Origin of the sequence: Streptomyces sp. NBC_00057 (assembly GCF_045041165.1) — a bacterium.
GTDB lineage: Bacteria > Actinomycetota > Actinomycetes > Streptomycetales > Streptomycetaceae > Streptomyces.
Genome location: NZ_CP108256.1, coordinates 2,566,656 through 2,593,162 on the forward strand (window position 1 = coordinate 2,566,656; position 26,507 = coordinate 2,593,162).

Annotated in this window: 23 protein-coding genes and 2 pseudogenes; 13 read left to right on the forward strand and 12 right to left on the reverse strand. The window is 69.3% G+C overall.

Translation table 11 applies throughout. The annotated features are described in order from the left end of the window. Positions 1 to 208: 208 nt before the first annotated feature. Positions 209 to 1,147, reverse strand: a complete 939-nt coding sequence (miaA, locus tag OG953_RS11945) for a tRNA (adenosine(37)-N6)-dimethylallyltransferase MiaA (protein WP_405684069.1) — start codon at positions 1,145 to 1,147, stop codon at positions 209 to 211. Between the two features lie 295 nt (positions 1,148 to 1,442). Between miaA and OG953_RS11950 the strand changes: the two genes are divergently transcribed. After that, positions 1,443 to 1,727: an antitoxin gene (locus OG953_RS11950; RefSeq protein ID WP_405684071.1), complete on the forward strand. Its 285-nt coding sequence runs from the start codon at positions 1,443 to 1,445 to the stop codon at positions 1,725 to 1,727. Between the two features lie 92 nt (positions 1,728 to 1,819). Here OG953_RS11950 and OG953_RS11955 read toward each other — a convergent pair whose 3' ends face one another. Both OG953_RS11955 and miaB read right to left on the reverse strand, forming a co-directional pair. Then, positions 1,820 to 2,533: a class III extradiol dioxygenase subunit B-like domain-containing protein gene (locus tag OG953_RS11955; protein WP_405684072.1), complete on the reverse strand. Its 714-nt coding sequence runs from the start codon at positions 2,531 to 2,533 to the stop codon at positions 1,820 to 1,822. A 68-nt stretch (positions 2,534 to 2,601) separates the two neighbouring features. After that, positions 2,602 to 4,095, reverse strand: a complete 1,494-nt coding sequence (gene miaB / locus OG953_RS11960; protein WP_405691784.1) for a tRNA (N6-isopentenyl adenosine(37)-C2)-methylthiotransferase MiaB — start codon at positions 4,093 to 4,095, stop codon at positions 2,602 to 2,604. Positions 4,096 to 4,276: 181 nt separating this feature from the next. On the opposite strand from miaB, the gene OG953_RS11965 reads away from it, so the two are divergent. Continuing rightward, on the forward strand, positions 4,277 to 5,275 hold the full coding sequence (locus OG953_RS11965) for a TAXI family TRAP transporter solute-binding subunit (protein ID WP_405684074.1): 999 nt from the start codon (positions 4,277 to 4,279) through the stop codon (positions 5,273 to 5,275). 57 nt (positions 5,276 to 5,332) lie between these two features. Here the strand turns inward: OG953_RS11965 and OG953_RS11970 are convergent, their stop codons facing one another. Together OG953_RS11970 and OG953_RS11975 are read right to left on the reverse strand one after the other, a co-directional pair. Beyond that, positions 5,333 to 6,727, reverse strand: a complete 1,395-nt coding sequence (locus tag OG953_RS11970; RefSeq protein ID WP_405684076.1) for a sensor histidine kinase — start codon at positions 6,725 to 6,727, stop codon at positions 5,333 to 5,335. Between the two features lie 15 nt (positions 6,728 to 6,742). After that, on the reverse strand, positions 6,743 to 7,435 hold the full coding sequence (locus OG953_RS11975; protein ID WP_405684077.1) for a response regulator transcription factor: 693 nt from the start codon (positions 7,433 to 7,435) through the stop codon (positions 6,743 to 6,745). A 352-nt stretch (positions 7,436 to 7,787) separates the two neighbouring features. On the opposite strand from OG953_RS11975, the gene OG953_RS11980 reads away from it, so the two are divergent. From OG953_RS11980 to OG953_RS12010, 7 genes are all read left to right on the forward strand, one after another. Next, positions 7,788 to 8,573 (forward strand): amino acid ABC transporter ATP-binding protein, encoded by a 786-nt coding sequence (locus OG953_RS11980; protein WP_342281856.1) that lies wholly within the window; start codon positions 7,788 to 7,790, stop codon positions 8,571 to 8,573. Between the two features lie 68 nt (positions 8,574 to 8,641). Then, positions 8,642 to 9,487, forward strand: coding sequence for a glutamate ABC transporter substrate-binding protein (locus tag OG953_RS11985; RefSeq protein ID WP_405684079.1), 846 nt, complete (start codon positions 8,642 to 8,644; stop codon positions 9,485 to 9,487). A 75-nt stretch (positions 9,488 to 9,562) separates the two neighbouring features. Further along, positions 9,563 to 10,228 (forward strand): amino acid ABC transporter permease, encoded by a 666-nt coding sequence (locus OG953_RS11990; protein WP_398255939.1) that lies wholly within the window; start codon positions 9,563 to 9,565, stop codon positions 10,226 to 10,228. Continuing rightward, positions 10,225 to 11,124, forward strand: coding sequence for an amino acid ABC transporter permease (locus tag OG953_RS11995; RefSeq protein ID WP_405684080.1), 900 nt, complete (start codon positions 10,225 to 10,227; stop codon positions 11,122 to 11,124). The genes OG953_RS11990 and OG953_RS11995 overlap by 4 nt, the downstream gene beginning before the upstream one ends. A gap of 227 nt (positions 11,125 to 11,351) precedes the next feature. After that, positions 11,352 to 12,965 (forward strand): FAD-dependent monooxygenase, encoded by a 1,614-nt coding sequence (locus OG953_RS12000; RefSeq protein ID WP_405684081.1) that lies wholly within the window; start codon positions 11,352 to 11,354, stop codon positions 12,963 to 12,965. A 222-nt stretch (positions 12,966 to 13,187) separates the two neighbouring features. Then, positions 13,188 to 13,706 carry a cysteine dioxygenase gene (locus OG953_RS12005; RefSeq protein WP_405684083.1) on the forward strand — a complete coding sequence of 173 codons (519 nt, stop codon included), beginning with the start codon at positions 13,188 to 13,190 and terminating at the stop codon, positions 13,704 to 13,706. Continuing rightward, the gene (locus tag OG953_RS12010; RefSeq protein ID WP_383970464.1) at positions 13,703 to 14,110 is read left to right on the forward strand and encodes a rhodanese-like domain-containing protein; all 408 of its coding nucleotides are present in this window, start codon (positions 13,703 to 13,705) and stop codon (positions 14,108 to 14,110) included. The genes OG953_RS12005 and OG953_RS12010 overlap by 4 nt, the downstream gene beginning before the upstream one ends. A gap of 109 nt (positions 14,111 to 14,219) precedes the next feature. On the opposite strand, the pseudogene OG953_RS12015 reads toward OG953_RS12010, so the two are convergent. Beyond that, positions 14,220 to 16,785 (reverse strand): annotated as a pseudogene (locus tag OG953_RS12015) (FtsX-like permease family protein). Then, positions 16,782 to 17,189 carry a hypothetical protein gene (locus tag OG953_RS12020; protein ID WP_405684085.1) on the reverse strand — a complete coding sequence of 136 codons (408 nt, stop codon included), beginning with the start codon at positions 17,187 to 17,189 and terminating at the stop codon, positions 16,782 to 16,784. The pseudogene OG953_RS12015 and the gene OG953_RS12020 overlap by 4 nt, the downstream one beginning before the upstream one ends. A 204-nt stretch (positions 17,190 to 17,393) precedes the next feature. Between OG953_RS12020 and OG953_RS12025 the strand changes: the two genes are divergently transcribed. After that, entirely contained in the window at positions 17,394 to 18,032 is a 639-nt protein-coding gene (locus OG953_RS12025; RefSeq protein WP_405684087.1) for a hypothetical protein, read from the forward strand. A 33-nt stretch (positions 18,033 to 18,065) separates the two neighbouring features. On the opposite strand, the gene recX is transcribed toward OG953_RS12025, so the two are convergent. Together recX and recA are read right to left on the reverse strand one after the other, a co-directional pair. Continuing rightward, positions 18,066 to 18,791: a recombination regulator RecX gene (gene recX / locus OG953_RS12030; protein WP_405684088.1), complete on the reverse strand. Its 726-nt coding sequence runs from the start codon at positions 18,789 to 18,791 to the stop codon at positions 18,066 to 18,068. A gap of 3 nt (positions 18,792 to 18,794) precedes the next feature. Next, positions 18,795 to 19,922: a recombinase RecA gene (gene recA / locus OG953_RS12035; RefSeq protein ID WP_405684089.1), complete on the reverse strand. Its 1,128-nt coding sequence runs from the start codon at positions 19,920 to 19,922 to the stop codon at positions 18,795 to 18,797. A 267-nt stretch (positions 19,923 to 20,189) separates the two neighbouring features. Between recA and OG953_RS12040 the strand changes: the two are divergent. Beyond that, positions 20,190 to 21,084: pseudogene (locus tag OG953_RS12040) on the forward strand (SDR family oxidoreductase). A 23-nt stretch (positions 21,085 to 21,107) separates the two neighbouring features. Here OG953_RS12040 and OG953_RS12045 read toward each other — a convergent pair. Continuing rightward, positions 21,108 to 22,274 (reverse strand): AI-2E family transporter, encoded by a 1,167-nt coding sequence (locus OG953_RS12045; RefSeq protein WP_405691785.1) that lies wholly within the window; start codon positions 22,272 to 22,274, stop codon positions 21,108 to 21,110. A 172-nt stretch (positions 22,275 to 22,446) separates the two neighbouring features. Then, entirely contained in the window at positions 22,447 to 22,641 is a 195-nt protein-coding gene (locus OG953_RS12050; protein WP_383970450.1) for a DUF3046 domain-containing protein, read from the reverse strand. Positions 22,642 to 22,720: 79 nt separating this feature from the next. Here OG953_RS12050 and OG953_RS12055 point away from each other — a divergent pair, with 79 nt between their 5' ends. Continuing rightward, positions 22,721 to 23,635, forward strand: coding sequence for a hypothetical protein (locus OG953_RS12055; RefSeq protein ID WP_405684090.1), 915 nt, complete (start codon positions 22,721 to 22,723; stop codon positions 23,633 to 23,635). Positions 23,636 to 23,721: 86 nt separating this feature from the next. Here the strand turns inward: OG953_RS12055 and OG953_RS12060 are convergent, their stop codons facing one another. Continuing rightward, on the reverse strand, positions 23,722 to 24,954 hold the full coding sequence (locus OG953_RS12060) for a PucR family transcriptional regulator (protein ID WP_405684092.1): 1,233 nt from the start codon (positions 24,952 to 24,954) through the stop codon (positions 23,722 to 23,724). Positions 24,955 to 25,104: 150 nt separating this feature from the next. Between OG953_RS12060 and OG953_RS12065 the strand changes: the two genes are divergently transcribed. Beyond that, entirely contained in the window at positions 25,105 to 26,505 is a 1,401-nt protein-coding gene (locus OG953_RS12065) for an alkyl sulfatase dimerization domain-containing protein (RefSeq protein WP_405684093.1), read from the forward strand. Positions 26,506 to 26,507: the final 2 nt, after the last annotated feature.

The following is a 26,507-nucleotide window of genomic DNA, read 5'->3' on the forward strand; positions in this document are numbered from 1 at the left end:
ACCACACGCTCCGGCACCCCGCTCACAGCCAACCCGTGTAACTGACTCCCCATCAACAAAGCCAGCAAGGGGTCAGCACCGACACCCGAAAGGGCTGTCTCTGACTGCCGAAGCCTGACGAAGCCCCGCAACCCAGGAAACTCCCTCTGACCTGCTTCGATGCAGCCCAGAGAGAGCCCTGCTACGCCACCGATCTCCCGTCATGCGATCAGGCTGTAACCGCTCGTTCGACCAACGCCAGCGCCTGGTGCGGGAGTTCCCCGCGGTGCTCCGCCGCACCACTGAGCCAGTGGACCCGCGGGTCGCGGCGGAACCATGAGTCCTGACGGCGCGCGAATCGTTTGGTGGCGCGTACGGTCTCGGCACGCGCCTCGTCCTCGGTGCACTCCCGGGCCAGCGCGGCAAGCACCTGCTGGTAGCCGAGCGCCCTGGACGCGGTCCGTCCGTCGCGCAGACCGTGCGCCTCCAGGGCGCGCACCTCGTCCACGAGTCCGGCCGTCCACATCCGGTCGACCCTCAGAGCGATGCGTTCGTCGAGTTCGGGGCGGGCCACGTCGACGCCGATCTGGACGGTGTCGTACACCGCATCGTTACCGGGGAGATTGGCGGTGAAGGGCTTGCCGGTGATCTCGATGACTTCGAGGGCCCTGACGATCCGGCGGCCGTTGCTCGGCAGGATGGCCCGGCCCGCTTCGGGATCAGCGGCCGCGAGCCGGGCGTGCAGTGCCCCGGAGCCGCGCTCGACCAGTTCCTCCTCCAGCCTGGCCCGTACGCCGGGGTCCGTGCCGGGGAACTCCAGGGCGTCGATGGCGCCCTTCACGTACAGCCCTGAGCCGCCGACCAGGACGGGGGTACGGCCCGCGGCAAGCAGCCGGTCGATCTCGGCGCGGGCCAGCCGCTGATACTCGGCGACGCTGGCGGTCTCGGTGACGTCCCAGATGTCCAGCAGGTGATGCGGAACGTGTCCGCGTTCGGAGAGCGTCAGCTTCGCAGTGCCAATATCCATCCCCCGGTAGAGCTGCATGGAGTCGGCATTGACCACTTCGCCATCGAGCTGCTGAGCAAGGAATACCCCCAGATCAGACTTTCCGGCTGCAGTGGGACCGACGACGGTGATGACCCGCGGTGCGGGAGCTGAACTTCTCACCGCCCCAGTCTCGCAAACCTCCGGCCCTCTTCCGGAACGAGTGAGGTGACCGGCTCCGAACGGGAGTCGTCTGCCGTTCCGGCCACAAGCCCCCGGCCCTGGCCCCTGGGCAGGCGAGTAGCCGGGGGCGATGCTCCGAGCGGCGCGGATCTTCGCCCGTACCAGTAGAATTCGTAAGTGAATAGGGGCGTTTTTTCACGGTTTGCCGTTCGCTCTCATGGCTGCCTGATGAGGCCGTCGGCAGCGAGGTCGGAGAGGACGCCCGACCCTAGTCCCCCAGCAGGGAAGGTGCCCGATGGGCTTCCTGGACAATTTGAAGGCCAAACTGAGCCCCGCCAAGGACAAGGTCGGCGATCTCGCGCATCAGCACGGACACAAGATCGACCAAGGGCTCGACAAGGCCGCACGGACGGTCGACCAAAAGACCAAGGGCAAGTACAGCGACAAGATCGAGTCCGGCACGAAGAAGGCCAAGGAAGCGGTCGAGCGCCTGTCCCACAAGCACGACGAGGGTGGTACCAAGCACGACGAGGGCGAAACACCGCCGGGTACGCCGGGTGGTACGCCGCCCGCTTCCTGAACATCAACCGATCAAGCCCGATGGACGGCCGTGGAGCGACGACGCTGCACGGCCGTCGGCTGCATATGCTCGGGCAAGGGTACGGACGGGGCTCAGGACCAGGTGGCGACCAGGTAGCCCACACCGTACGGAGCGTCCTCGTACAGCAGCTGTCCACCCAGGCCCGCCCCCTCGGCCGCGCCCGCGAGCACCTGCCAGGGCGCCCGGCCCGCCGCTTTCAGTTCGGACGCCAGCGACTCGTCCAGCGCGATCAGCGCGTCGGGGTCCGCCGTGCCCAGCGCATGGGCGGCCGCCGCATCGAACGCCTCGGCTCGGTCGTCCAGATAGCCGGGGGCCTTGAGTGTGCGGCAGGCGCTGCCGTCGCCCATCACCAGCAGGGCCACCCGGTCCGCCCTGACGGCCAGGTCCCGTCCGGTACTCATGCAGCGACCGGTTTCGAGCGGCTCCCCCACGCCGAGCCCTTCGACCGGCGCCTCGGCCCAGTGCGCGCGGGCGAGCAGCCACGCACCGACGGCGAGGGACGCCGGAAGCGTGGGGTCCGCCACCGGCCCCTTTTCGCGCCCCAGCCGTACACCGAGGTCGATGCCGAAGCCCTTGAAGGTGCCGGTGGCCCCCTCGGGATGCGGGCCACGCCCCGCGCGGTCCGCGGGCCCGATCACGATCAGCAGATCGGGCCGGGCGGCGGCGAGCACGCCGAGGGCCTCGGCGCAGGCGTCCCGCAGGGCGTCGAGCTCGGGCGCGGCACCGGCGGCGACCTCGGGTACCAGCAGGGGCGGGCAAGGGCAGACAGCGGCGGCGACAAGCATGGTGGGCAGCGTACTGCTTGGGTGCGATGCGTCCGTCAGCCACCGCCGCCGTTCGCGTCCTGCCGGTGTCAGTCGCAGCCGCAGCCGGGGGCCGCAGCGGCCGGCAGCGGCGCCGGGGCACCGATACCGGGCAGCCCGAGCATCACTCCGGCAGGCTTGGTGGCCTCGGTGGCGGTGCGCTTCTCCCAGGCGTCCCCGGCCCGGGTCCGCCGTACGCCCACCGGAACGCCCTCGGCGAGGAGGTGGTGCGGGGCCGCGTAGGTGATCTCGACGGTCACCACATCGCCCGGACGCACCTCCTCGTCCGGCTTGGTGAAGTGGACCAGGCGGTTGTCGGGGGCGCGGCCGGAGAGGCGGTGGGTGGCGCCGTCCTTGCGACCCTCGCCCTCCGCAACCATGATCTCCAGCGTTCGGCCGACCTGCTTCTTGTTCTCCTCCCAGGAGATCTCCTCCTGGAGGGCGGACAGGCGCATGTACCGCTCCTGGACGACCTCCTTGGGGATCTGCCCCTCCATCTCGGCGGCCGGGGTTCCGGGGCGCTTGGAGTACTGGAAAGTGAAGGCGTTGGCGAAGCGCGCCTCGCGGACCGCGTGCATGGTCTGCTCGAAGTCCTCCTCGGTCTCGCCGGGGAAGCCGACGATGATGTCGGTGGAGATGGCGGCGTCCGGCATCGCGGCGCGCACCTTCTCGATGATGCCGAGGAAGCGCTCCTGCCGGTACGAGCGCCGCATCGCCTTGAGGATCGTGTCCGAGCCCGACTGCATCGGCATGTGCAGCTGGGGCATCACATTGGGCGTCTCGGCCATCGCCGCGATCACGTCGTCCGTGAAGTCACGGGGATGCGGCGAGGTGAAACGGACCCGCTCCAGGCCCTCGATCTTCCCGCAGGCGCGCAGCAGCTTGGAGAAGGCCTCTCGGTCGCCGATGTCGGAGCCGTACGCGTTCACGTTCTGGCCCAGCAGGGTGATCTCCGAGACTCCCTCGGCGACCAGTGCCTCGATCTCGGCGAGGATGTCGCCGGTGCGGCGGTCCTTCTCCTTGCCGCGCAGCGCCGGGACGATGCAGAAGGTGCAGGTGTTGTTGCAGCCGACGGAGATGGATACCCACGCCGCGTAGGCGGACTCGCGGCGGGTGGGGAGCGTGGAGGGGAACGCCTCCAGGGATTCGGCGATCTCGATCTGCGCCTCTTCCTGGATACGGGCGCGCTCCAGCAGCACCGGCAGCTTGCCGATGTTGTGCGTACCGAAGACGACATCCACCCAGGGGGCCCGCTCGACGATGGTGTCGCGGTCCTTCTGCGCCAGGCAGCCGCCGACGGCGATCTGCATACCGGGCCGCTTGGTCTTCATCGGGGCGAGCCGGCCGAGATTGCCGTAGAGCTTGTTGTCCGCGTTCTCCCGCACCGCGCAGGTGTTGAAGACGACGACGTCGGCGTCGCCGTCCGAGCCCTCGGCGGCACGTACGTAACCCGCGTCCTCCAGCAGCCCCGACAGCCGCTCGGAGTCATGGACGTTCATCTGGCACCCGTAGGTGCGCACCTCGTACGTCTTCAAACCGTCCACTACTCCACCAGCCACGTCGTTGCCGCTCACCCGTCCAGGGTAAGGGCTCCGATCGGGCCGCAAGGATGAATACCTCTCCGGCCGGGCTCACGGCCCCTGTGTCCGGGTGCGGGGACCGAGGCTCCGGACCACCGGGGCCCGGCCCTGGTCATCGCCCCGGCGGGCTGGCAGGATCGCCGCCATGCTCCAGGCACTGTCCCGTATCGGCCGGCCCCGCACCCTTCAGGCGTGCGCCGCCCTCGCCGTCGTGCTCGGGCTGCTGCTGTGGTGGCTGCTCCCGCTCGGAAACCCGACGCCAAGCGGCACGCTGACCTTCAGCACCGGCGTACGCAGCGGGGTCTACCAGCGGTACGGCGAGCGGCTCAAGGGGGACCTGGCCAAGGATCTGCCCCAGGTGTCGATACGGCTGCAGACCAGTGAGGGCTCGCAGCAGAACATCGCGCGGGTGGCCACGGGGAAGGCCGACTTCACCATCGCCACCGCCGATGCCCTGGCCACCTATCTGCGCAGCGGCAAGCCGGGCGCCGACCGGCTGCGGGGCTGTGTGCGGCTGTACGACGACTACATCCAGCTGGTCGTGCCGCGTGACTCGGAGGTGCGGAAGGTCTCGGACCTGATCGGCAAGCGCGTCGGGGTGGGGCAGCCGGGTTCCGGGGTACGACTGATCGCCGACCGGCTGATGACGGCCGCCGGCCTCGATCCCGCGAACGATGTGACGCCGCTTCCCGACGGCATCGACACCATGCCTCAGAGGCTGGAGAACGGCCTGCTCGACGCCTTCTTCTGGTCCGGCGGACTGCCCACCTCCGCCGTCCAGGAGCTGTCGGACCGGTTCGCGATCCGGCTGGTGCCGCTGGAGGCCCCGCTGATCAAGGAGCTTCAGGCCGTGGGCGGGTCCGCCCGCTACTACCGTTCGGCCGTGATGCCCGCCGACGCCTACCGCAACGCGCAGCAGGGGCAGGCGGTGCCGACGGTGGCGGTCGCCAATGTGCTGGTGACCACGGACCGTACGGATCCGGCGATGACGGAGGCGTTCACCCGGACCGTGATCGACAGCCGGGACCGGATCGGGCGCGAGGTGCACGCGGCCCAGCTGGTGGATCTGCGTACGGCGATCTACACCGATCCGCTGCCGCTGCACGAAGGGGCCAAGCGCTACTACCGCTCGGTCAAGCCCTGATCCCCGGCACCGCTCGGTCGGGCCCGATCCCCGGGCTGGGCCCTCGCCCGTCCGCGCTCAGCCCTGCGGGCCCTGGCGTGGCACCGACACCGTCACCCGCAGGCCGTGCGGCTCATGCGCGGCGTAGCTGAGAGAGCCGCCGCCCGCCGCCAGAAGGGCCTGGGAGATGGAGAGCCCGAGACCGGAACCCTGCACGTTCTGATGCTGGGCGCTGCGCCAGAAGCGATCTCCGACGCGCTCCATCTCCTGTGCGGTGAGGCCCGGTCCGCGGTCGGCGACGACGACCGTGACGTCATCGCGGCCGGAGGCGACCGTGACGAGGACCTCTTCGCCGGCAGGGGTGAATTTCAGGGCGTTGTCGATGATGGCGTCGAGGGCGCTCGACAGGGCGATGGGGTCCGCCCAGGCGGTCACGGCGGATGAGCCGTCCGCCCTGAGCCGTACTCCCTTCTCTTCGGCGACCGCTCGCCAGGAAGCGACGCGTTCCGCGGTGAGTGCGCCTATGTCCGTGAGCTGCAGATCGGCATCGGCGTGTTCGGCCAGCGCCAGGTCGAGCAGGTCGTCGAGAACCTGCCCGAGGCGCTTGCCCTCCGTGCGCACGGAGGCGATCTCCTCGTTGCCCTCCGGGAGTTCGAGCGCGAGGAGCTCGATCCGCAGCAGCAATGCGGCAAGGGGGTTGCGCAACTGGTGCGAGGCATCGGCGACGAAGGCGCGCTGCTGCTCCAGCACGTCCTCGACGTTGTCGGCCATCTCGTTGAACGAGCGGGCCAGGCGCCTCAGTTCCGGCGGCCCTCCGGAGGCCGCGACCCGAGATCTCATCCGGCCGCTGGCGATGTCGTGGGTGGCCGCGTCCAGGGTCCGTACGGGCAGCAGTACCCAGCCGGTGAGCCGGATCGCGGCGCCGACCGCCACCAGCATCGCGACGACTTCGCCGGCCGCGATGAGCAACCAGCCGCGCAGCGTGCGTGCGCGCATTTCGGAGGTGGGCGAGTCGATGACCACGACGGCGACGACATCGCCGTCCCGTACGACGGGTGAGGCGACGACGACCCTGCCCCGCTGCCAGGGCCAGACCTGCGGCGGATCGTGGCTGCGACGACCCAGGAGCGCCTCCTTGAAGGCCTCTCTCCCCTCCCCCTCGATCGGGAGCTGCCAGGTGGCCGGGGCCTTCGCCATGGCACTGTCGTCGCGGTAGAAGACACCGGCGCGGATGCCGTACACCGATGCGTAGGTGTCGAGTTCGCTCCGCAGGGTGCGGCGTCTCTCGTCGTAGCCGGGGGTCCGCTCGGCGATGAACTGGGCGAGCGCGGCGAAGCGTGCCGTGTCGTCGATGCGGTCGATGACGACGCGTTGCTGCTGGGCGCCGGCCACGCTGACGGCCAGGGGGAAGCCGAGGGCGAGCAGCACGCTCGCCATGAGAATGATGAGCAGGGGAAGCAGCCGGGTGCGCACCTGGGACGTACGCCTCTACGCGGACGGGGCGACGAGGCGGTAGCCGACCCCGCGCACCGTCTCGATCAGTGCCGGCAGCCGCAGTTTGGAACGCAGGGACGCGACGTGCACTTCGAGCGTGCGCCCCGTTCCCTCCCAGCTCGTGCGCCACACCTCGCTGATGATCTGCTCCCGGCGGAAAACCACACCGGGGCGCTGGGCGAGCAGCGCGAGCAGGTCGAACTCCTTGCGGGTGAGCTGGACTTCCGATCCGTCGACGCTGACCCGGCGGGTCGGCAGCTCGATGTGGACGTGCCCGAGGCGCAGAGCGACGACGGGCGTGGGGACGGTGTCCTCACCCGCCGATTTGCGCCGGCTGACGGCGTGGATACGGGCGAGGAGCTCGCCGGTGTCGTACGGCTTGACCACGTAGTCGTCGGCCCCGAGGTTGAGGCCGTGGATCCGCGACCGGACATCGGCGCGCGCGGTCACCATGATCACCGGGGTGGAGGTGCGCTTGCGGATCTTCCCGCACACCTCGTAGCCGTCCTGGTCGGGCAGGCCTAGGTCGAGGAGCACGACACCGAAGGGTTCCGTGTCCGCGGGCAGCAGCGCCTGCAGTGCCTCCTCGCCGCTGCGCGCGTGCACGACCTGGAAGCCGTGCCGGGCGAGGATCGCGGAGAGGGCGGCCGCGACGTGGTTGTCGTCCTCGACGAGCAGCAGTCTCAAGGCTCCCCCTTTCCGAAGGTGCGATGCCGGATTTCCGTAGGTGCGGTATCGGCGTGTGTCGGTGTGGTCTCTCGTACGCCCCTCGTCACTTCCCCGTAGCGAGGTGTTTCACGTCATGGCGTACCAGGGCATCCACTCCGATGACCGGTACGTCAGTCAAGGGCCCGCCCATCGCATCGAGCCATCTGTTATCCACCCGGTACGCCCCGGGCGTCTCGCCCGCCACCCCGTTCACGCGGAGTGTCCGGCCGCCGCCGGATCGTTATCCTCAATTTCCGCTCAGATGTAATGACGCTGGTAGCACCGCGTCACTAGGGTCCTTCCCAACCGAGGAGGACGGAGCAAGAAGCCGATGAGCGGAGTTTCAGTGACCAAGGGCGCCGAGGACGCCGCGCCTGCGGCGAACGACCTTGTCGTACTGAGCAACGTCAACAAGCACTTCGGCGCGCTGCATGTGCTCCAGGACATCGACCTGACCATCGCCCGTGGCGAGGTCGTGGTCGTCATCGGGCCCTCCGGGTCCGGGAAGTCCACGCTGTGCCGCACGATCAACCGCTTGGAGACGATCGACTCGGGCGCCATATCGATCGACGGCAAGCCGCTGCCCCAGGAGGGCAGGGAGCTGGCCCGGCTGCGCGCCGACGTCGGCATGGTCTTCCAGTCGTTCAATCTCTTCGCGCACAAGACGGTGCTCGAGAACGTGATGCTGGGCCAGATCAAGGTCCGCAGGACGGACAAGAAGGCCGCCGAGGACAAGGCCCGTTCGCTGCTGGACCGGGTGGGTGTGGCGACGCAGGCCGACAAGTACCCCGCCCAGCTCTCCGGCGGTCAGCAGCAACGCGTGGCCATCGCACGGGCGTTGGCGATGGACCCGAAGGTGATCCTCTTCGACGAGCCGACATCGGCGCTCGACCCGGAGATGATCAACGAGGTGCTGGAGGTCATGCAGCAGCTCGCCCGGGACGGCATGACGATGGTCGTCGTCACGCATGAGATGGGCTTCGCGCGCTCGGCGGCGAACCGGGTCGTCTTCATGGCGGACGGAAAGATCGTCGAAGAGGCCACGCCCGACCAGTTCTTCAGCAACCCGCGCAGCGACCGGGCCAAGGACTTCCTGTCGAAGATCCTTCACCACTGACTGATCCTTCACCACCGGGCCCGGACCGGCTGATCACTCACATCGCGTCAACTCTAGGGAAAACCACCATGCAGCTTCGTAAGGTCACCGCCGCCTCGGCCGCCGTGCTCGCCCTCGCCCTCACCGCCACCGCCTGTGGTTCCGACAACAAGGACGGCGGCTCGGACAGCTCGGGCGGCGGCAAGAAGATCAACATCGGCATCAAGATCGACCAGCCCGGTATCGGCCTGAAGACGCCAGACGGCAAGTACACCGGTTTCGACGTCGACGTCGCCACGTACGTCGCCAAGGAACTCGGCTACGACGCCAAGGACATCGTCTTCAAGGAGACCAAGAGCGCCGACCGCGAGACGGCGATCGAGCGCGGTGACGTGAAGTTCATCGCCGCCTCCTACTCGATCAACGACGAGCGCCTGCAGAAGGTCGACTTCGCCGGTCCGTACCTGCTGGCGCACCAGGACATCCTGGTGCGCGCCGACGACGACTCGATCAAGTCGCCGGCCGACCTGAACAACAAGAAGCTGTGTTCGGTCACCGGCTCGACCTCGGCGAAGAACGTCAAGGACAAGCTGGCCCCGAAGGCGCAGCTCCAGACGTACGGCGGCTACTCGGAGTGCCTGACCGGCCTGGAGAACAAGGTCATCGACGCGCTGACCACCGATGACAGCATCCTGGCGGGCTACGCCTCGCAGCAGAACTTCCAGGGCAAGTTCAAGCTGGCCGGCTTCCAGATGACCAACGAGAACTACGGCATCGGCCTGAAGAAGGGCGACGCCGACCTCAAGAAGAAGATCAACGACGCGCTCACCAAGATGGTCTCGGACGGTTCCTGGGACAAGGCCGTGAAGGCCAACTTCGGCCCGGCGAACTACAAGAACGAGCCCGCCCCGAAGATCGGCAACATCGTCAAGTGAAGCAGGGCTGACCGGGCGCGCCGTCCGTGAACGGCGGCGCGCCGTGCCCTCCTACACGCGGAAGCGCGGGAGATCGTGTTCGACTTTCTTGAAGGTTACGACCTGCTGGGGGCCTTCTGGGTGACGGTGCAGCTCACCGTCTACTCCGCCCTCGGCTCCCTCATATGGGGAACGCTGCTGGCCGGCATGAAGGTCAGCCCGGTCCCCCTGATGCGTGGCTTCGCCACCGCTTATGTGAACGTGGTCCGGAACATTCCGCTGACCGTGATCATCGTCTTCTCGTCGCTGGGTCTGTACCAGACGCTGGGCGTCATGCTCGGCGCCGAGGTCATCGACGACATCAACTTCCGGCTGGCTGTACTCGCCCTGGCCGCCTACACGGCCGCCTTCGTCTGCGAGGCGCTGCGCTCCGGCATCAACACGGTGCCGGTCGGCCAGGCCGAGGCGGCGCGCGCACTCGGGCTGAGCTTCACGCAGGTGCTGCGGCTGATCATCCTCCCCCAGGCGTTCCGCGCGGTGGTCAACCCGTTGTCCAACGTGCTGATCGCGCTGACGAAGAACACCACGGTCGCCTCCGCGATCGGCGTCGTCGAGGCCTCCTACCTGATGAAGGACATGATCGAGGCCGAGGCCCAGCTGATTCTGATCTCGCTGGTCTTCGCGTTCGGCTTCGTCGTTCTGACCCTCCCGACCGGCCTGATCCTCGGCTGGGTGAGCAAGAAGGTGGCGGTGAAGCGATGAGTTCCGTCCTCTACGACGCCCAGGGACCCCGCGCCAAGCAGCGCAACATCCTCTACACAGTGCTGTTCGTGCTGTGCGCCGCGGCCGTGGTGTGGTGGGTGTACGACGGCCTGGCCGAGAAGCACCAGCTCGACTGGATCAAGTGGAAGCCCTTCTTCACCAGCCCCCAGCCGTGGGAGACGTACATCTGGCCGGGCCTCCAGAACACACTCAAGGCGGCGTTCTTCGCCCTGATCATCGCGCTGCCGCTGGGCGCCCTGTTCGGTATCGGCAGGCTCTCGGACCACCGTTGGGTACGGATGCCGGCCGGCATCGTCGTGGAACTCTTCCGCGCCATCCCGGTACTGATCCTGATGATCATCGCGAACGCGGTGTATGCGGAGTACACCACCATCGATACCGATGTGCGTCCGCTGTACGCCGTGGTGACCGGACTGGTGCTGTACAACTTCTCGGTCCTCGCCGAGATCGTGCGGGCCGGAATCGAGACCCTGCCGAAGGGCCAGGCGGAGGCGGCCAAGGCGCTCGGCATGCGCAAGAGCCAGATCATGCTGTCCGTGCTGCTGCCGCAGGCGGTGACGGCCATGCTGCCGGCGATCGTCAGCCAGCTCGTCGTCATCGTGAAGGACACCGCGCTCGGCGGCGCCATGATGACCTTCCCCGAACTGCTGGCGTCGGTCCGCCCGATGAGCGCGAACTACGGTGCGAACACGATCGCGTGCTTCACGATCGTGGCCCTGATCTTCCTCGTGCTGAACTTCGCGCTCACGTCGTTCGCGAGGTGGCTGGAGCGGTGGCTCCGGCGCAACAAGAAGGGGAAGGGTGCCGCGCCCGGGGGCGCGCCCGAGACCATCGGTACGCCGTCGCTCGTCGTCGACGACGGGCGCGCCGCCTGACGGCTCGTCGGAATGCGTGCCCGAGGGGCGGTGGCAGATCTGCCACCGCCCCTCACCGCTCTTTGGTGTCGCTTGACGCAAGCACCGGCAGTAGGTTGCATACGTTCTGTGATCGCGCCCCCTGCCCCCGCCGCCACACTTCCTCCGCCGCCTACCCCCGTTTCGAGCCGCGCGCTCCTTCCGTCCGCGCCCTCGGCACCGTCCGCACGGATTCGAGGAGCCGCCCCGTGGACCCGGTGATCGTCGTCGGCGCCGGGCCCGTCGGTCTGGTGCTGTCGCTCGCCCTCGCGGCGCAGGGCGTCCCTTCCGTCCTTCTCGACAAGGATCCGGCCAAGGACGAGACGCGTCCCGCCCGTACGGTGGTGCTGCGCGAGGACACAGCGGCCCTGGTGGAGCGGCTCGGCTGCAAAGCGCTCCGGCACGAGAGCATCCGGTGGTCCGGTTGGCGGTCCATGCGGCGCAGGCAGCTGGTGCGTGAGCTGCCGCTCGGCAAGGACTCCCCCGACGGTGATCCGTTGCCGGCCCCCATCCATCTGCCGCAGCACGTCCTGACACGCGGGCTGCGGGACGCGGTGGCCGCACAGGAGCTGGTGCAGGTGGCTCCGAACAGCCGGATCGACACGCTGGAGCAGGACCCGGCCGGGGTCACCGTGCACACCAGGGAGCCGAACTCGACCTGGTGGCACGGGAGTTATCTGGTGGGCTGCGACGGGGCCAGGTCCACCGTACGCAAGCTCCTCGACATCCGTTTCCCCGGGCGTACGGCGGTGGAGCGGCATGCCGTCGCCGCGCTGCGCACCGAACTTCCCTGGCCCGGGCAGGCCCTGCTGCACCGGCTGCCGCCGTGGCGCACCGGCGGCGCCGAGGTGACCGCGCGGCCGCTGCCGGACGGCGCCTGGCGGCTGGACTGGCTGCTTCCGTCGCGTGGCGAGCTCGTCACCCCGGACGCCCTGATCACCCGGATCCGGGACACCCTGGCGGGCTGGTGCGGCGAGACACCGCCGTACGAACTGCTGGACACGGGCGTGTACACGCTGCACCACCGGCTCGCCCTGCGCTGGCGGGTCGACCGGGCCTTCCTGGCCGGGGATGCCGCCCATCTGCTGGGCGCGCTGGGCACCCAGGGACTCGACGAGGGGCTGCGGGACGCCGAGAACCTGGCCTGGAAGCTGGCCCAGGCCTGGCACCACGGCGCCTCCGACGTACTGCTCGACAGCTACCAGGCGGAGCGCCGGGCCGCGGTCGCCACACGGCTGCGCGCCGCGGACCAGTCGCTGCCGATACTGCGCGGCGGCGGAGGTCTGCGGACCCTGGTACCGGGGAGCGCACGGGGGCACGACTCGCTGCTCACCGACGGACATCTGGGATGCGGCCCCCTCGGTGCGCCCCCCTCGTACTCGCACTCGCCCCTTGCGCCCGCACGCGCCGAGGCGCACACATCTGTGGGTACGCCCCCCGGTGCGCCGGTCGCCGATGTACGGGTGACGGCACCCGACGGCACGACCGTGCGGCTGCGCGAGCGGCTGGGGCAGGGGCATCTGCTGGTGGTCCTGGTGGCGCCCGGAACCGTGGTGTGGGACCGGCGGCACTGGATGACCGCGGGCGTCATGCCCAGTCTCGTCGCGGCTGTCGACGCGCTGCCGGTGAAGGGCGAGCTGCTGGTGACCGAGAGCTATCCGGGGGCGTCGGCGCACACCGTGCTGCTGATCAGGCCGGACGGCCACCTGGTGGCGTCGTTCGGCGGGGTACGGCCCCGGGAGCTCTTCGCGGCGGCGGACGCGACGCGCGGCGGCGCGGCACGCACCTCAGTGCGCTCCGACCGGACAGCGGACATCAATTGACCATCGCAGGCGCACATGGTGTACTCCCAAACGTGATCGACACCGATGTGCGCCTGTGGCGGAGGGTCCATACGGACCTCGTCCGCTATGCGGGCTGCGTGTGTCGCCCGTCCTGCTGAATCGCCTCCTCCTGCCGCGCCGTGCGCACTGTCGTGCGGCCGTGCATCCGCGCGAACCCTCAGGACGGTCTCTGTGCCTGCCCCTGCGTCACCTTCTGTACTCATGTCCTCCGCCGCCGACGGCGCTACCGGTCCGACGGCCGCAGAGCTGCTCGATTTCGTCCGCCGTGTCGCCGCCGACGCCGAGATCGTCGCCTCGCTCCCCCTCGATCCCGAGGACCGCACCTGGGTCCAGCTGGAAGGACCGGGCGGCAGTGAGGCATGGCTGATCGGCTGGCCGCCGGGTGCCGGCACCGGCTGGCACGACCACGCCGACTCGATCGGCGCCTTCACCACCGCAGTCGGCACCCTCAAGGAGCTGTCGCTCGCCGCCCGGCTGCCCACCGACGGCTGGAAGACCCTCGAACTCGCCGAGGGCATCGACCGTTCCCGGCAGTTGGCCCCCGGCCAGGGCAGGGCATTCGGCCGCCACCACGTCCACGAGGTGCTGAACGAGTCCGGCACGGAGCATGCCGTCTCCGTCCATGCGTACTACCCACCACTGCCGCAGATCCGGCGCTACAGCCGTATCGGTGCGGTGCTCCGTCTTGAGCAGGTCGAACGGCCGGAGGACTGGCAGTGAGCGACAGCCGTCGGGGTGGTACGGAGCCGGTCGGGATCGACGAACTGCTGGAACGGGTCCGGGCCGGGTTCGTCCGGGTCGGCCCGCAGGAGGCGGTCGCCGCCGCTGCGGACGGTGCGCTGCTCGTGGACATCCGCTATGCGGAGCTGCGGGAACGGGACGGACTGATTCCGGGGGCGCTGGTCGTCGAGCGCAACGAGTTGGAGTGGCGGCTCGACCCGCAGGGAAGCCATCGGGCCCCGGAGGCGGTGAGCCACGATCTCCACATCGTGGTGGTCTGCAACGAGGGCTATGCGTCGAGTCTCGCCGTCGCGTCCCTGCGGCAGCTGGGGCTGCACCGGGCGACCGATCTCATCGGCGGATTCCAGGCATGGCGCGCAGCGGGGCTTCCGGTCGAAGCCTGACGGACGGCGCTGGGACGGGGCAGGGGCGGGAGTGTCCAGCCGGAGGACGGCGTCGAGTCGGGCGGGGCGTCCCAGCCGGAGGACGCCGACGCCTGATCCCGTCGGAGGTTCACTGCCTGGACGTGGCCACCTCCACCGGGCGGACCCTGAGTGCCAGTCGCCCGGGCAGCGCCGTGGCGGTCAGTGCCAGCAGTGCGGCGGCGCCCACCACCGTCGCGAACACCAGCGGCAGAACCGCGGGCGCCGCACTGCCGGTCATGCCGATGCTGAAGGCGGTCAGTACAGCCAGTGCGATACCGCTGCCGAGGGCAGCGGCGATCAGCAGGACCGACAGGGCCTCGATGCGGAGCATCCGCAGGACCTGACGCCGGGTCGCGCCGGCCAGCCTGAGCATGGCGAACTCCCTGATGCGCTCGGACACGGACATGGCAAGGGTGTTGACGACCGCGATGGCGGTGAAGGCCAGGACCAGGCCCATGGCGAGATGGTTGACCGCCGCATTCTCCTGCTGTCGGTCCGCCTGGAGCCGGTCGGCGGTCGCCGGGGCGAGTACGGAGACGCCGGGGAACCGCTTGAGTGCGGCGGCGAGTTCGTCACGGCCGCTGTCCCCGGCGACCAGGACCGTGGCGGCAAGAGGGTTGTCCATGTGGCGGGCGAGCAGCTCATGGGGCAGGGTCAGGTCGCCGAAGCCCAGGCCCCGGCTGTAGACGGCGGCAACGGTGAGGGTGGCGGGGGTGCCGTCGCCGAGGTGGAGTTTCAACTTGCTGCCGGGGTGGAGGCCGAGCCGGTCGGCAGCGAGTTCACTGATCGCGACGGTGCCGGGGCCGGCGGTGAACTCGGTGAGCGATCCGCTCGTCACGTCAGGGTCCCAGGTGCGGGCGAGTCCGGCTTGGGTGACGCCCTGGGCCGGGTACTTGTCGAGGCCGACGCGCACGGTGGTCCGCACGACCTCAGTGGCGGCCGTGACACCCGTCGTCCTACGGATGGTCTCGGCGGCCGCGGACGGGACACCTGGCCCCTGCGCGGCCAGTACCCAGGCGGCGCGGACGCCGTCGTGGGCCTGGACGCGGGCGGCGTCGCCGAGCGTCGGCTGAACGAAGAGAACCGTGCAGGTCATCCCGATGAGCAGGGTGAGCGGGGTGACGACGGAGGCCATCCGGGTGGAGTTCCCGCGGATGTTCGCGGTCGCGAGCGGTCCCCCGGAACCTGCCAGTCGAAGCGGTCCTGCGAGCAGCACAGAAGCCAGTCGTACGAGGAACGGGCCCAGCAGTGACACGGCCGTGGCCGACACGACGACGGCCAGGAACGTGACGGGGGTCGCGGCGGCCTCGGTACGCAGGACGCTCAGTACGGCGACGAGAGCGGCGCCGCCCGCGAGCAGCACGAGACCCGCGACGATCCGGCCGCGGGCCGGGCCGCGTTCGACCGTGGACTCGGCCATGGCCTCGGCGGGACGGATACGGGCGATACGGCGGCCGGAGATCCTCGCCGCCGCCCAGGCGCCGAGGAGAGTGACGGCCAGGGCTGCACAGGCCGGGAAGATGCCTGCGGTGCGTTCCAGGGTCGCCGGGATCACACCCATGTCGATGAATCGACTGTGCAGCCAGCCGGCGAGGGGCAGCCCGGCGAGCGCGCCCAGGACACCGGAAACGGCTCCGACGGCCAGGGCCTCACGGCCGAGGAGGCGGCGGACCTGACGCGGGGTGGCAGCGATGGCGCGGAGCAGGGCCAGTTCGCGGTGGCGCTGCTGGATGGAGAGCGCGAAGGTGCCGACCACGACGAGGATCGCGACCAGGAGGGACGTACCACCCATGGCGCCGCCCATGGAGACCAGCTTGATGCGGGCTCCCGCGGCGTCCAGGAACTCGACGGGCCCACGGTCGTCACCGGTGGCGACCTGCGCGGTGGTGCCCTTGAGCGCCTGTTCGACCTGCTTCTTCAGCCGGTTGGGGTCGGTGCCGGGCGCGGGCATCACGCCGAGGGCGCTGATCCGGCCGGGTCGGGCGGCAAGTCGCTCGGCCTCGGCGGTGGAGAAGAAGAGCGAGGACTGCTGCCCGAGATCGCCCCGGCCGGCCGGGGCCGCTATGCCACTGATGCGGTACGGACGGGGGGTGCTGGTGGACTGGACGACGAGCCGGTCCCCGGGCTTCAGGCCCTTCTGTTCGGCGAGGCCGCGGTCGATCACCACGTCGTCCTCGGAGGTGGGGGCGCGGCCTGAGACGAGAGCGAAGGGGGTGAGTGGGGCGGAGGCCCAGGAGTGACCGTACGAGCGGTGGGCGGCGGACTGGGACACGGACTGGGGCGCGGACCGAGTCACGGGCTGGGCCAGGAAGGTCAGCTCGGGAACGACCTTCCGTACGCCTTCCAGGTTGCTGATCCGGTCAGCGATGGCCGCGGGCAGCCAGGCGCGCTCGGCGACCGGCTTCGACTTGTGTTTGACCTTGGTTTTTCCGTTGCCCTTGTGCTTGACGGTGGTGCGGTGGACGTTCTGGTCGGCGGAGACCACGAGCGGCGCGGCGGCATAGCGTTCGGTGGCGATCCTTCCGCGTAGGCCGGTCTCCAACAGTGTGCCGCAGGCGGTGATGAGGGCGGCGGCGCACATGAGGGCCAGGAAGGCACCGAGGAATCCGCCCTTACGGGTCCCGGATCGTCTGCAGGGCATAGCGCAGCATCATGGTGCGTCCGTCTCTTTTCTGTTGTCGTCCGCCGGGGTCACGGCCGGGTCCGGGATCCCGGTCGGGTCCGGGGCCGGGTCGCTTCCGCGTTGGAGTTGCTTGAAGAGGGCGAGGTCGGCGCGTAGGGCCAGTGCACGCGGGTGGTAGCTGGTGGCGTGCGCAGCGTCCGTGTCGTGCGCAGCGTCCGTGTCGTGCACGGCGTGTGTGTCGTGCACGGCGTGTGTGTCGTGCACGGCGCGTGTGTCGTGCACGGCGCGTGTGTCGTGCACGGCGCGTGTGTCGTGCACGGCGCGTGTGTCGTGCACGGCGCGTGTGTCGTGCACGGCGCGTGTGTCGTGCACGGCGCGTGTGTCGTGCACGGCGCGTGTGTCGTGCACGGCTGCCATGGGTGGCTTCTCTGCCATGCGTCACACAGTGCTCTGTCCACAGATGTCCGTGCACTGGAGCGCGCCTGCGTCTTCGTGCTGGGGCTACCCCCCGCAGGCCGTTCGCCGGTCCCCCGAATCCATCCCGACACACCCGAACGCCACGCTCCGGTGGAGCAATCCCCGTACCCGACGGACATTCACCTCAACGCCAAGGACCGACGTGACGGAGGCCTCGCACCCATGCCGACCCCCACCCTCACCCCCGACCAACTCGACGTTCAGGCCGCTCGCCTCCATGACACCGAGGCGTGGCAACAGATCGTCTCCGGCTGGGACCTCACCACCCCCGAACCCTTGCTCCCCTCCTCCCCCGGCACCGCGGAACGACTGCCGGTCAGCCCCCCGGCCGACTGGCGCGACCTGCTGTCCGTACCGGTCGACCAACTCATCGCCGACTCCGTCCGTGCCCTGCCGGCGACCACGCCGCGCGAACGGCCCCTCCCCGGGCGCCTGGGTGCGATCCTCCCCGACCGGCTCCACTCCTGGCGGCGCATCGGGCAGCCCGAGGTGCGTCCCTCCACGCATCTCGCCTACGCACGGCAGATCCTTACCGAGTGGGGCTGGCAGAACACCCCGTACCGGTTGCGCAACGCCCGCGGTGCGCGGTGCATCTGCGGCGCCCTCCTCACCGCACACCGCCTGGGCTACGGCTCCCGCGACACCGTGGACCGGGCCGGCGCCTGGCTCGTCGCCGAGCTCCGCTCCCAGGGCTGGATCGGGCTGATCGGCCCCTGGAACCGGCACCCCGGCCGCACCGCCGCAGATGCGCTCGCCCTGATCGACGCCACCATCAGCCGCGCCGCTCGCGCCGGGCAGTAATCTCCACAACCGCCCCGTCCAGTGCGGGCCCGGTCAGAAGGGCTCGTCCAGGCCTTCCGTGTCCTCGCCCTCTTCTTCCAGCGCCTGCCGCACCACGCGCAGGGCCATACCTTCCCCGTACCCCTTGCGGGCGAGCATGCCCGCAAGACGGCGCAGCCGCTTGTCGCGGTCCAGGCCACGAGTGGAGCGCAGCTTGCGCGCGACCAGCTCTCGGGCTGTCGCCTCCTCCTGCTCGGAGTCGAGCTGCCCGACGGCCTCGTCGATCACAGCGGAATCCACCCCCTTGGTGCGCAGCTCACGGACGAGAGCGCGGCGGGCCAGCCCTCGGCCGTGGTGCCGGGACTCCACCCAGGCGTCCGCGAACGCAGCATCGTCGATCAACCCGACATCCTCGAAGCGCGACAGCACTTCTTCGGCCGCCTGATCCGGGATCTCCCGCTTGCGCAGGGCATCCGCAAGCTGCTTTCGGGTGCGCGGGGTCCCGGTGAGCAGCCGCAGACAGATGTTGCGCGCCTGCTCGACCGGGTCTCGCGGCTCCCCCTTCTCGGCCCTCGACAAGGAAGGGGAGCCGCTGCTCCTTGAGCGGGAGCGGGCACCACGACCCGCTCCCTCACCGAATCCGGCGCCCGAGCCGGTGCCGTGGCCGGCCTCCGGCTCGTACGCGCCCTCGGACTCGGCCGTGTGTCCGGCGGCGAATTCGGGGCCGGGACCGGCGCCATGGTCAGTGGCGCTGACCGGCCACTCCGTACGACGCGTCACGGTCTAGCTCTTGGCCGCCGCAGTCTTGGCCGGCTTGGCCTTGCCGGCCGGAGCGGGCACCGACTTCGCGCTGTCGGCCGAAGCCGCGGCACCGCCCGCCACATCCGCACCGGGCTCGGCGGCGTCGGCATCAGGCCTGACGCCGACGCCCAGCTTCTCAAGGATCTTCTTCTCGATCTCATTGGCGAGATCGGGGTTGTCCTTGAGGAAGTTACGGGCGTTCTCCTTGCCCTGGCCGAGCTGGTCGCCCTCGTACGTGTACCAGGCGCCCGCCTTTCGGACGAAGCCGTGCTCCACGCCCATGTCGATCAGACCACCCTCGCGGCTGATGCCCTGGCCGTAGAGGATGTCGAACTCGGCCTGCTTGAAGGGCGGCGCGACCTTGTTCTTCACGACCTTGACGCGGGTGCGGTTGCCGACGGCGTCGGTACCGTCCTTCAGCGTCTCGATCCGGCGGATGTCGAGGCGCACCGAGGCGTAGAACTTGAGCGCCCGGCCACCGGTCGTGGTCTCCGGCGAGCCGAACATCACACCGATCTTCTCGCGGAGCTGGTTGATGAAGATCGCGGTGGTCTTGGACTGGTTGAGCGCGCTGGTGATCTTGCGGAGTGCCTGGCTCATCAGACGGGCCTGCAGACCCACGTGCGAGTCGCCCATCTCGCCCTCGATCTCCGCACGCGGCACGAGCGCCGCGACGGAGTCGATGACGATCAGGTCGAGGGCGCCGGAGCGGACCAGCATGTCCACGATTTCGAGGGCCTGCTCACCGTTGTCCGGCTGGGACAGGATGAGGCTGTCGATGTCGACGCCGAGCTTCTTCGCGTACTCGGGGTCGAGGGCGTGCTCCGCGTCGATGAAGGCTACCGAGCCGCCGAGCTTCTGCGCATTCGCCACCGCGTGCAGCGTCAGCGTCGTCTTACCGGAGGACTCCGGTCCGTACACCTCCACCACACGGCCGCGCGGCAGGCCGCCGACGCCGAGGGCCACGTCGAGGGCAGTCGACCCGGTGGGGATCACCTCGATGGGCTCGTTCGGCCGCTCACCGAGGCGCATCACCGCGCCCTTGCCGAATTGCCGTTCAATCTGTGCGAGTGCGGCGTCCAGCGCCTTCTCGCGGTCGGTTCCTGCCATGGGTTCCACCCGATTTGCTTGAGTCGATCGCTTCACGTCAAAGACGCTAACCCCTGCCACTGACAATGGGCCTCGACGTCCTCCCGGCCTGTGGACAACTCCACGGTCGGGCCCGGGAAAACCCGGCCGGAATCCCATGAGAATGTATGTTCGATTTTGGTGTCAAGCACACCGCGCCGGACCGAACTGCCCCCAGCGTAGCGCCCTAGCACTCCACCCTCGAGGGAGTCAAGATCAGCGATCGACACCCTGACAGATTTCGGCTAAATGGCGACAGAGCCGACAGGCAAAGTGACGCTGGTGGCCGGGGCGACGCGGGCCGCGGGCCGCGGCATCGCTCTTCAGCCGGGTGTGACCGGAGCGACCGTCTACGTCACGGGGCGGACGGGCGGGTCGCAGCGCTCGGAGATGAACTGCCCCGAGACCGTCGAGGAGACCGCGGCTCTCGTGGACGAGGCCGGCGGCCACGGAATCCCGGTTCGGGTGGACCATCTGATGCCCGAGGAGGTCGGCGCGCTCGTGGCCCGTATCCCGAGAGAACAGGGCTGTCTGCATGTTCTCGTGAACGACATCTGGGGAGCGGAGATCGAGTGGAACAAGTCGGTCTGGGAATCCTCCCTGGAAACCGGGCTGCACACCCTGCGTCTGGCCGCGGACACCCACGCCATCACCAGTCATTACGCGCTCCCGCTCCTCATAGAGACGCCGGGAGGACTGGTCGTCGAGGTGACGGACGGAACCGATGAGTACAACGCCGCCAACTACCGGGTCTCCTTCTTCTACGACCTGGCCAAGGCATCGGTGGACCGGATGGCCTTCGCGCCGGCGCACGAGCTGGAGTCCCCCACGGTGCGACCGCCGCGCCCCTCACGCCCGACTGGCTGCGCTCCGAAGCCATGCCGGAGGCCCACGGCGTCACCGAGGCGAACCGGCGCGACGCGATCGCGCACTCGCCCCGTTTCGCCATCTCCGAGAGCCCGGCGTTCGTCGGCCGGGCGGTAGCCGCGCTCGCGGGGTCGCGCTGGAACGGCAAGTCGCTGTCCAGCGGACAGTCGGCGAAGGTCTACGGCTTCACCGACCTCGACGGCAGTCGGCCCGATGCCTTGAGATATGTCACCGAGGTCCAGGACCCGGGCCGGCCGACGTAGCGGGCTATCGCTGAGACGAGCCCCACCACCGAGCCGGTCAGGCACGTTCCGGATGCTCCCCGGCCCCGTCCTGTCCGCCCCGGCCCTCATTGCTCTCGGCAGTCCGCCAGGACCGGCGCAGCCGCGTGACCACCGGCTCACCACGCTGCTGGTGGCGTCCGTGCACCCGCGGGTCGTCCGTCACGTCGTACCGCTTCACATAGGCGCCGAGGAACGCCTGGAGCGTGGCGACGGCCGGGATCGCGATCAACGCACCCACGGCACCCATCAACGCCGTGCCCACGATGACCGATCCGAAGGCGACCGCCGGATGGATGTCGACGGTCCGGGAAGTGAGCTTGGGCTGCAGCGCGTAGTTCTCGAACTGCTGGTAGACCACGACGAATCCGAGCACCCACAGCGCGTACCAGGGGTCGATGGTGAACGCGATCAACATGGGCAGGGCGCCTGCCAGATACGTACCGATCGTGGGGATGAACTGGGAAACCAGTCCGACCCAGAGGGCGAGCGCGGGCGCGTACGGAACGCCGAGGATCACCAGCAGGATGTAGTGCGCGATCCCGGAGATGAGCGCCATCAGGCTGCGCGAGTAGAGGTAGCCGCCGGTCTTGTCGACCGCGATCTCCCAGGCCCGCAGAACCTCGGCCTGCTTGGCGGGCGGCAGTACGGAGCACAGGGCGCGCCGCAGCCTGGGGCCGTCGGCGGCGAAGTAGAACGAGAACAGGAAGATCGTCAGAAGACGGAACAGCCCGCCAAGCACGGTGGTGGAGATGTCGAGCACTCCGGTCGCGCTGTTCTGGACGTACTTCTGCAGCCAGTCGGAGTGCAGCACGCTGTCCTGGACCTCGACCCGGGAGAGCTCGGTGTGGAAGCTCTGGTTGACCCAGTTGATCACCGAGTCCAGATATTTCGGGAACTCCTCGACCATGTCGACGATCTGGCCCGCGAGCATCGAGCCGAGCAGCACGACGAAACCGGCTGCGGCTATCAGCACGACGAGGAAGACCAGGAAAGTGGCGAGGCCGCGACGCATGCCGCGCGACGACATCCGGCTCACCGCGGGCTCGATGGCGAGCGCCACGAAGAACGCGATCAGAACATTGATCAGCAGCCCGATGAGCTGGTCGAACGCCCAGCTGCCGAGCCGGAAACAGGCGTAGAGCGCCAAGGCGAGCACCATGGCACGCGGCAGCCACGCGGGCATACGGGCCGGCCCGTAGCCGGACGGCGGGACCGGCGGGGCGGGCTGAGTGAAAGGCGTCTGGGTCTGGGCTGTCTCGTCTGTCGGTGACACGGCTCCAGTCTCGCCTACAGCTGTGGCAAACAGCCGCCCACCCCGGACAACACCACAGGTCCGGCCATTGACGAGCCGGCGATCAGCGCTTGTCGGCGGGGATGCCGACCGCGGTACAGACACCGCGCCAGACATCCTTGGCGTCCCAGCCCGCGGCCAGCGCCTGGTGCACCGTCTGCCCGCCGAGCTCGGCCATCACATGATCGCGCGCGAAGGAATCGGCGTATCCCGCGCCGAAGTGGTCCGCCATCCGTTCCCAGAAAATCGTCAACCGCATGACCTCAGTATCCCGCTCCTGAGAGTGCAGCCAGGCCGCTACGTCTTGCCGAGAGCGCTTACCGCCCTACGGTCGGTCCATGGCTGGAACCGGAACAAGTCCCCTCAACCGTGCCGAGCAGTTCATTTGGCTCACGGCCCGTGTCCTAGAACAGCGGCGGTTCGCCCATCACTTCCTGAAAGGAAGTGCGGAGGCCGTGGAGACCGCACTCGCCGCCTATCTGAATGAGGACGGCGGATATGGGCACGCACTCGAACCCGATCTGCGTGGCCCTGTCAGTCAGCCACTGCACACCGCGCACGCACTCAATGTCCTCGACTCCATCGGCCGCTGCAGCGGGCTGGGAGTGGACCGGATCTGCCGCTTCCTGACCGAGGTGTCCACCAGGGAGGGGGCGCTGCCCGCTCTCCTGCCGTCGCAGCGCGGCTATCCGGCCGCACCATTCATCCCGATCGTCGACGACCCGCCCGCGGAACTGTTGACCACCGGACCCGTCGTCGGGCTCCTGCACCGCAATGCGGTGTGGCATGCCTGGCTGTTCCGGGCCACCGATTTCTGCTGGGCTGCGGTCGACGCTCTGGACCGGTCGCATCCGTACGAGATCGAGGCGGCGCTCGCCTTTCTGGACGGCGCTCCGGACCGGGCCCGTGCGGAGGCGGCGGCCGACCGGCTCGGGCGGCTGGTGCGGGAACAGCGGCTCGCCGTGCTGGATCCGGAGAGGCGCGAGGAGTACCCGGTGGCGGCCGGATACGCACCGGGCGAGCAGCACTTCCCGTACGACTACGCCCGTACACCCGATTCGCTCGCCCGCCGCTGGTTCACCGACGAGGAGCTGGCCCACTCGCTCGACCATCTTGCGGCCGAGCAGCAGACGGACGGCGGCTGGCCGGTGAACTGGCGGCAGTGGGCGCCTGGGACGGCTCTGGAGGGCCGGCCCATCGTGACGCTCAAGGCGCTCCTGACGCTGCGGGCCCATGGGCGCAGCCTCGACTGAGACCAGGCGGGCAAGGCGGCGCAGCGGGCTCGTGGCCCACCCCGTGCACCCGAGCCGTGTCGCCGTGCATGTGCCGTCCGTATCGGTCAGCCGGCTGCGGACACGCCGTCGACCCCGGCAGCGGTGTCGCGCAGCAACAGGGCCGCGATGGCCAGCGCGGCGCCACGTGGCGACGACGGATCGAGTCCGGTCAGCTCGGTGAGCTTGGCCAGCCGGTTGTCGACGGTGTTGGGATGCAGCCCCAACAGTGCCGCGGTGAGGCGTCTGTCCTGGTGCTGTGCCAGGTGTGTGCGGAGGGTCTGCAGCAGTTCCGGGCGGCCTGCGACGGGGTCCAGCAGGGCGGCGATGCGGTGGCTGCTGGGGCCGGGGCGCGACAGATGGAATTCGAGGAGTACGTCGTCGAGGCAGTGCAGCCCGGGTGGCAACCCGCACGTGCGGGCGACCCGGAGGATCTCCACGGCCGTCCGGGACGCTTCGGGGACCGCCTCGGATGCCACTGCCGGGACGGCGGCGATCCGGACTTCGGCCCCGCAGGCACGGGTCAGACGCTCGGCCAGGTCGCCGGGGGGCTCGCAGCCCTGCGGTACGACGGCCCGTCCCATTCCCGCATCGAAGAGGAAGAGCAGTTCCGTGCCGAATCCCTGATCGAGCACGGTCTGGATGCGACGCATCCGACGCCGTACGGTCACCGCGCTCCCCTGTTCCGAACCGCCCGATTCCGGATCGGCGTCGGCCGAGGGTTCCAGGACGACGGCCAGCACGAGCGCGGGCCCGTCGAGGCCGAGCTGCTCAAGCAAGGCACGGCCGGGTTCCAGCGTCCCGTCGAGAAATCCGCGTACCAGGGAGCGGCGCTGCTCGCGCTGTTCCGCTTCCAGCGCGGATCGCTCGTCCATATAGGTCTCGGCCACTGCGCCGACCAGAGAGTGGTGCGACTGGAGCAGCAGATCGACCAGTTCGATGAGCGCACCCTCCTCACCCGGCTCGGCGGTCTCACGCAGCGACTGCCACAGCACGTACATACCGAGCGCGTGACTGCGCAGCAGCAGATGCAGCGGCATCCCTTCCTCGGCACGCTGCGCCGCCCGTTCACGGAAGAGGCGGAGCCCGCCGGGACCGGGGTGTGGCTCCGTGGCACGGCGAAGAAAGAGACGTACGCCGTGCCGGATGGTCGCGGCAATCTCCAGGTCCTTCACGTCGTCCGGGAGTCCGGCGTATCCGGGGAGCTGCGCGAAGGACTGGCGGGTCATGCGCCGCGCCAGCTCATTGACTTTGGGCTCGCAACGCAGGGCGAGGACCCTGGCCCTGTCGGAGAGTGGCATGGCGGCACTCCCTCTCCCTCGATCGTCCTTGTGATGCGTCACAGTACGCAGCTCATCGAGGTGTGACGAGGGAGGGTGTCGCAGGTCACTTCTTGGGCCGACACTCAGGTTCCGGGCGATCCGCCGTACAGCACCGAAGGAGCCGCAGGTATGACCGAGCACAAGTCGACGGACTATCTCAGCTACATCGACCGGGTGTGGCAGGGAGAGGACACACTCCTGGCACATCTGTCCGGGGCGTACTCGGGCGCGGAGCTGGTGACCGTGCGCGAGCGGGTCGGTTTCCTGCCCGCCTTCGCCAATGTGGCGGTGTTCGACACCGGCGACGGGCTGGTGCTGGTGGACTCCGGCGACATCCGCACGGCGCGTCCTCTGCACGAGGCGGTGCGCGCCTTCAGTGAACAGTCGGTCAGTACCGTCGTCTATACGCACGGCCATGTCGACCATGTCTTCGGTGTTGCGCCGTTCGACGCGCAGGCGGACAGCGAGGGGCGTACACGGCCCGAGGTGATCGCGCACGAGGCGGTCACGGCCCGCTTCGACCGATACATCAGCACGGCGGGCTACAACTCCTGGATCAACCGCAGGCAGTTCGGCGTACCGTCGCTGGACTGGCCGTCCACCTACCGCTACCCCGACACCACCTACCGCGACCGGATGACCGTCGAGCGCGGTGATCTGACCTTCGAGCTGGTGCATGCCAAGGGTGAGACCGACGACAGCACCTATGTGTGGGTTCCCGAACTCAAGACGCTGTGCACCGGTGACCTCTTCATCTGGAACACCCCGAACGCGGGCAACCCCCAGAAGGTACAGCGGTACCCGGAGGACTGGGCGCGGGCGCTGCGCGCCATGCAGGAGCTCGGCGCAGAACTGCTGCTCCCCGGCCACGGCGTGCCGATTGTCGGCACGGAGCGCGTGAACCGGGCACTCGACGACACTGCGCAACTCCTGGAGTCGCTCTGTGAGCAGACCAGGGCCTTGATGAACGCGGGTCACCGCCTCGACGCCGTGCTGCATGGCATACAGGTGCCGCAGGAGCTGCTGGAGAAGCCCTATCTGCATCCCGCCTACGACGAGCCGGAGTTCGTCGTACGTAACCTGTGGCGGCTCTGGGGCGGTTGGTACGACCAGAACCCGGCCCACCTCAAGCCGGCCCCGGACGCCGCGGTCGCCACCGAGTTCGCGGACGCAGCGGGTGGCGCTTCCGTACTGGCTCAGCGGGCGCTGAAGCTTCTGGAGGAGGGTGAGCTGAGGCTCGCCTCGCATCTGGCGGAGACCGCCGCGCTGGCGGCCCCTGCCGATGTGGAAGTGGCACGGATACGTGCGCGGGTGTACGCGCAGCGGGCGAGGTCCGAGACGTCGACCATGGCCCGCGGGGTGTTCAACTGGGCGGCTGCGGAGTCGGCGGCGGTGGCCGAGGGGACCGATCTGGAGACCGAGCTGACGCGCTCCCCGGAAGGCCGGAAGCGGGCCGCCGGAATGATCAGCGTCGGAGTCGCGGACGAGGACGAGTGCGGCTGCGGCGGGGCGCCCGGGGAGGACGGGTGACC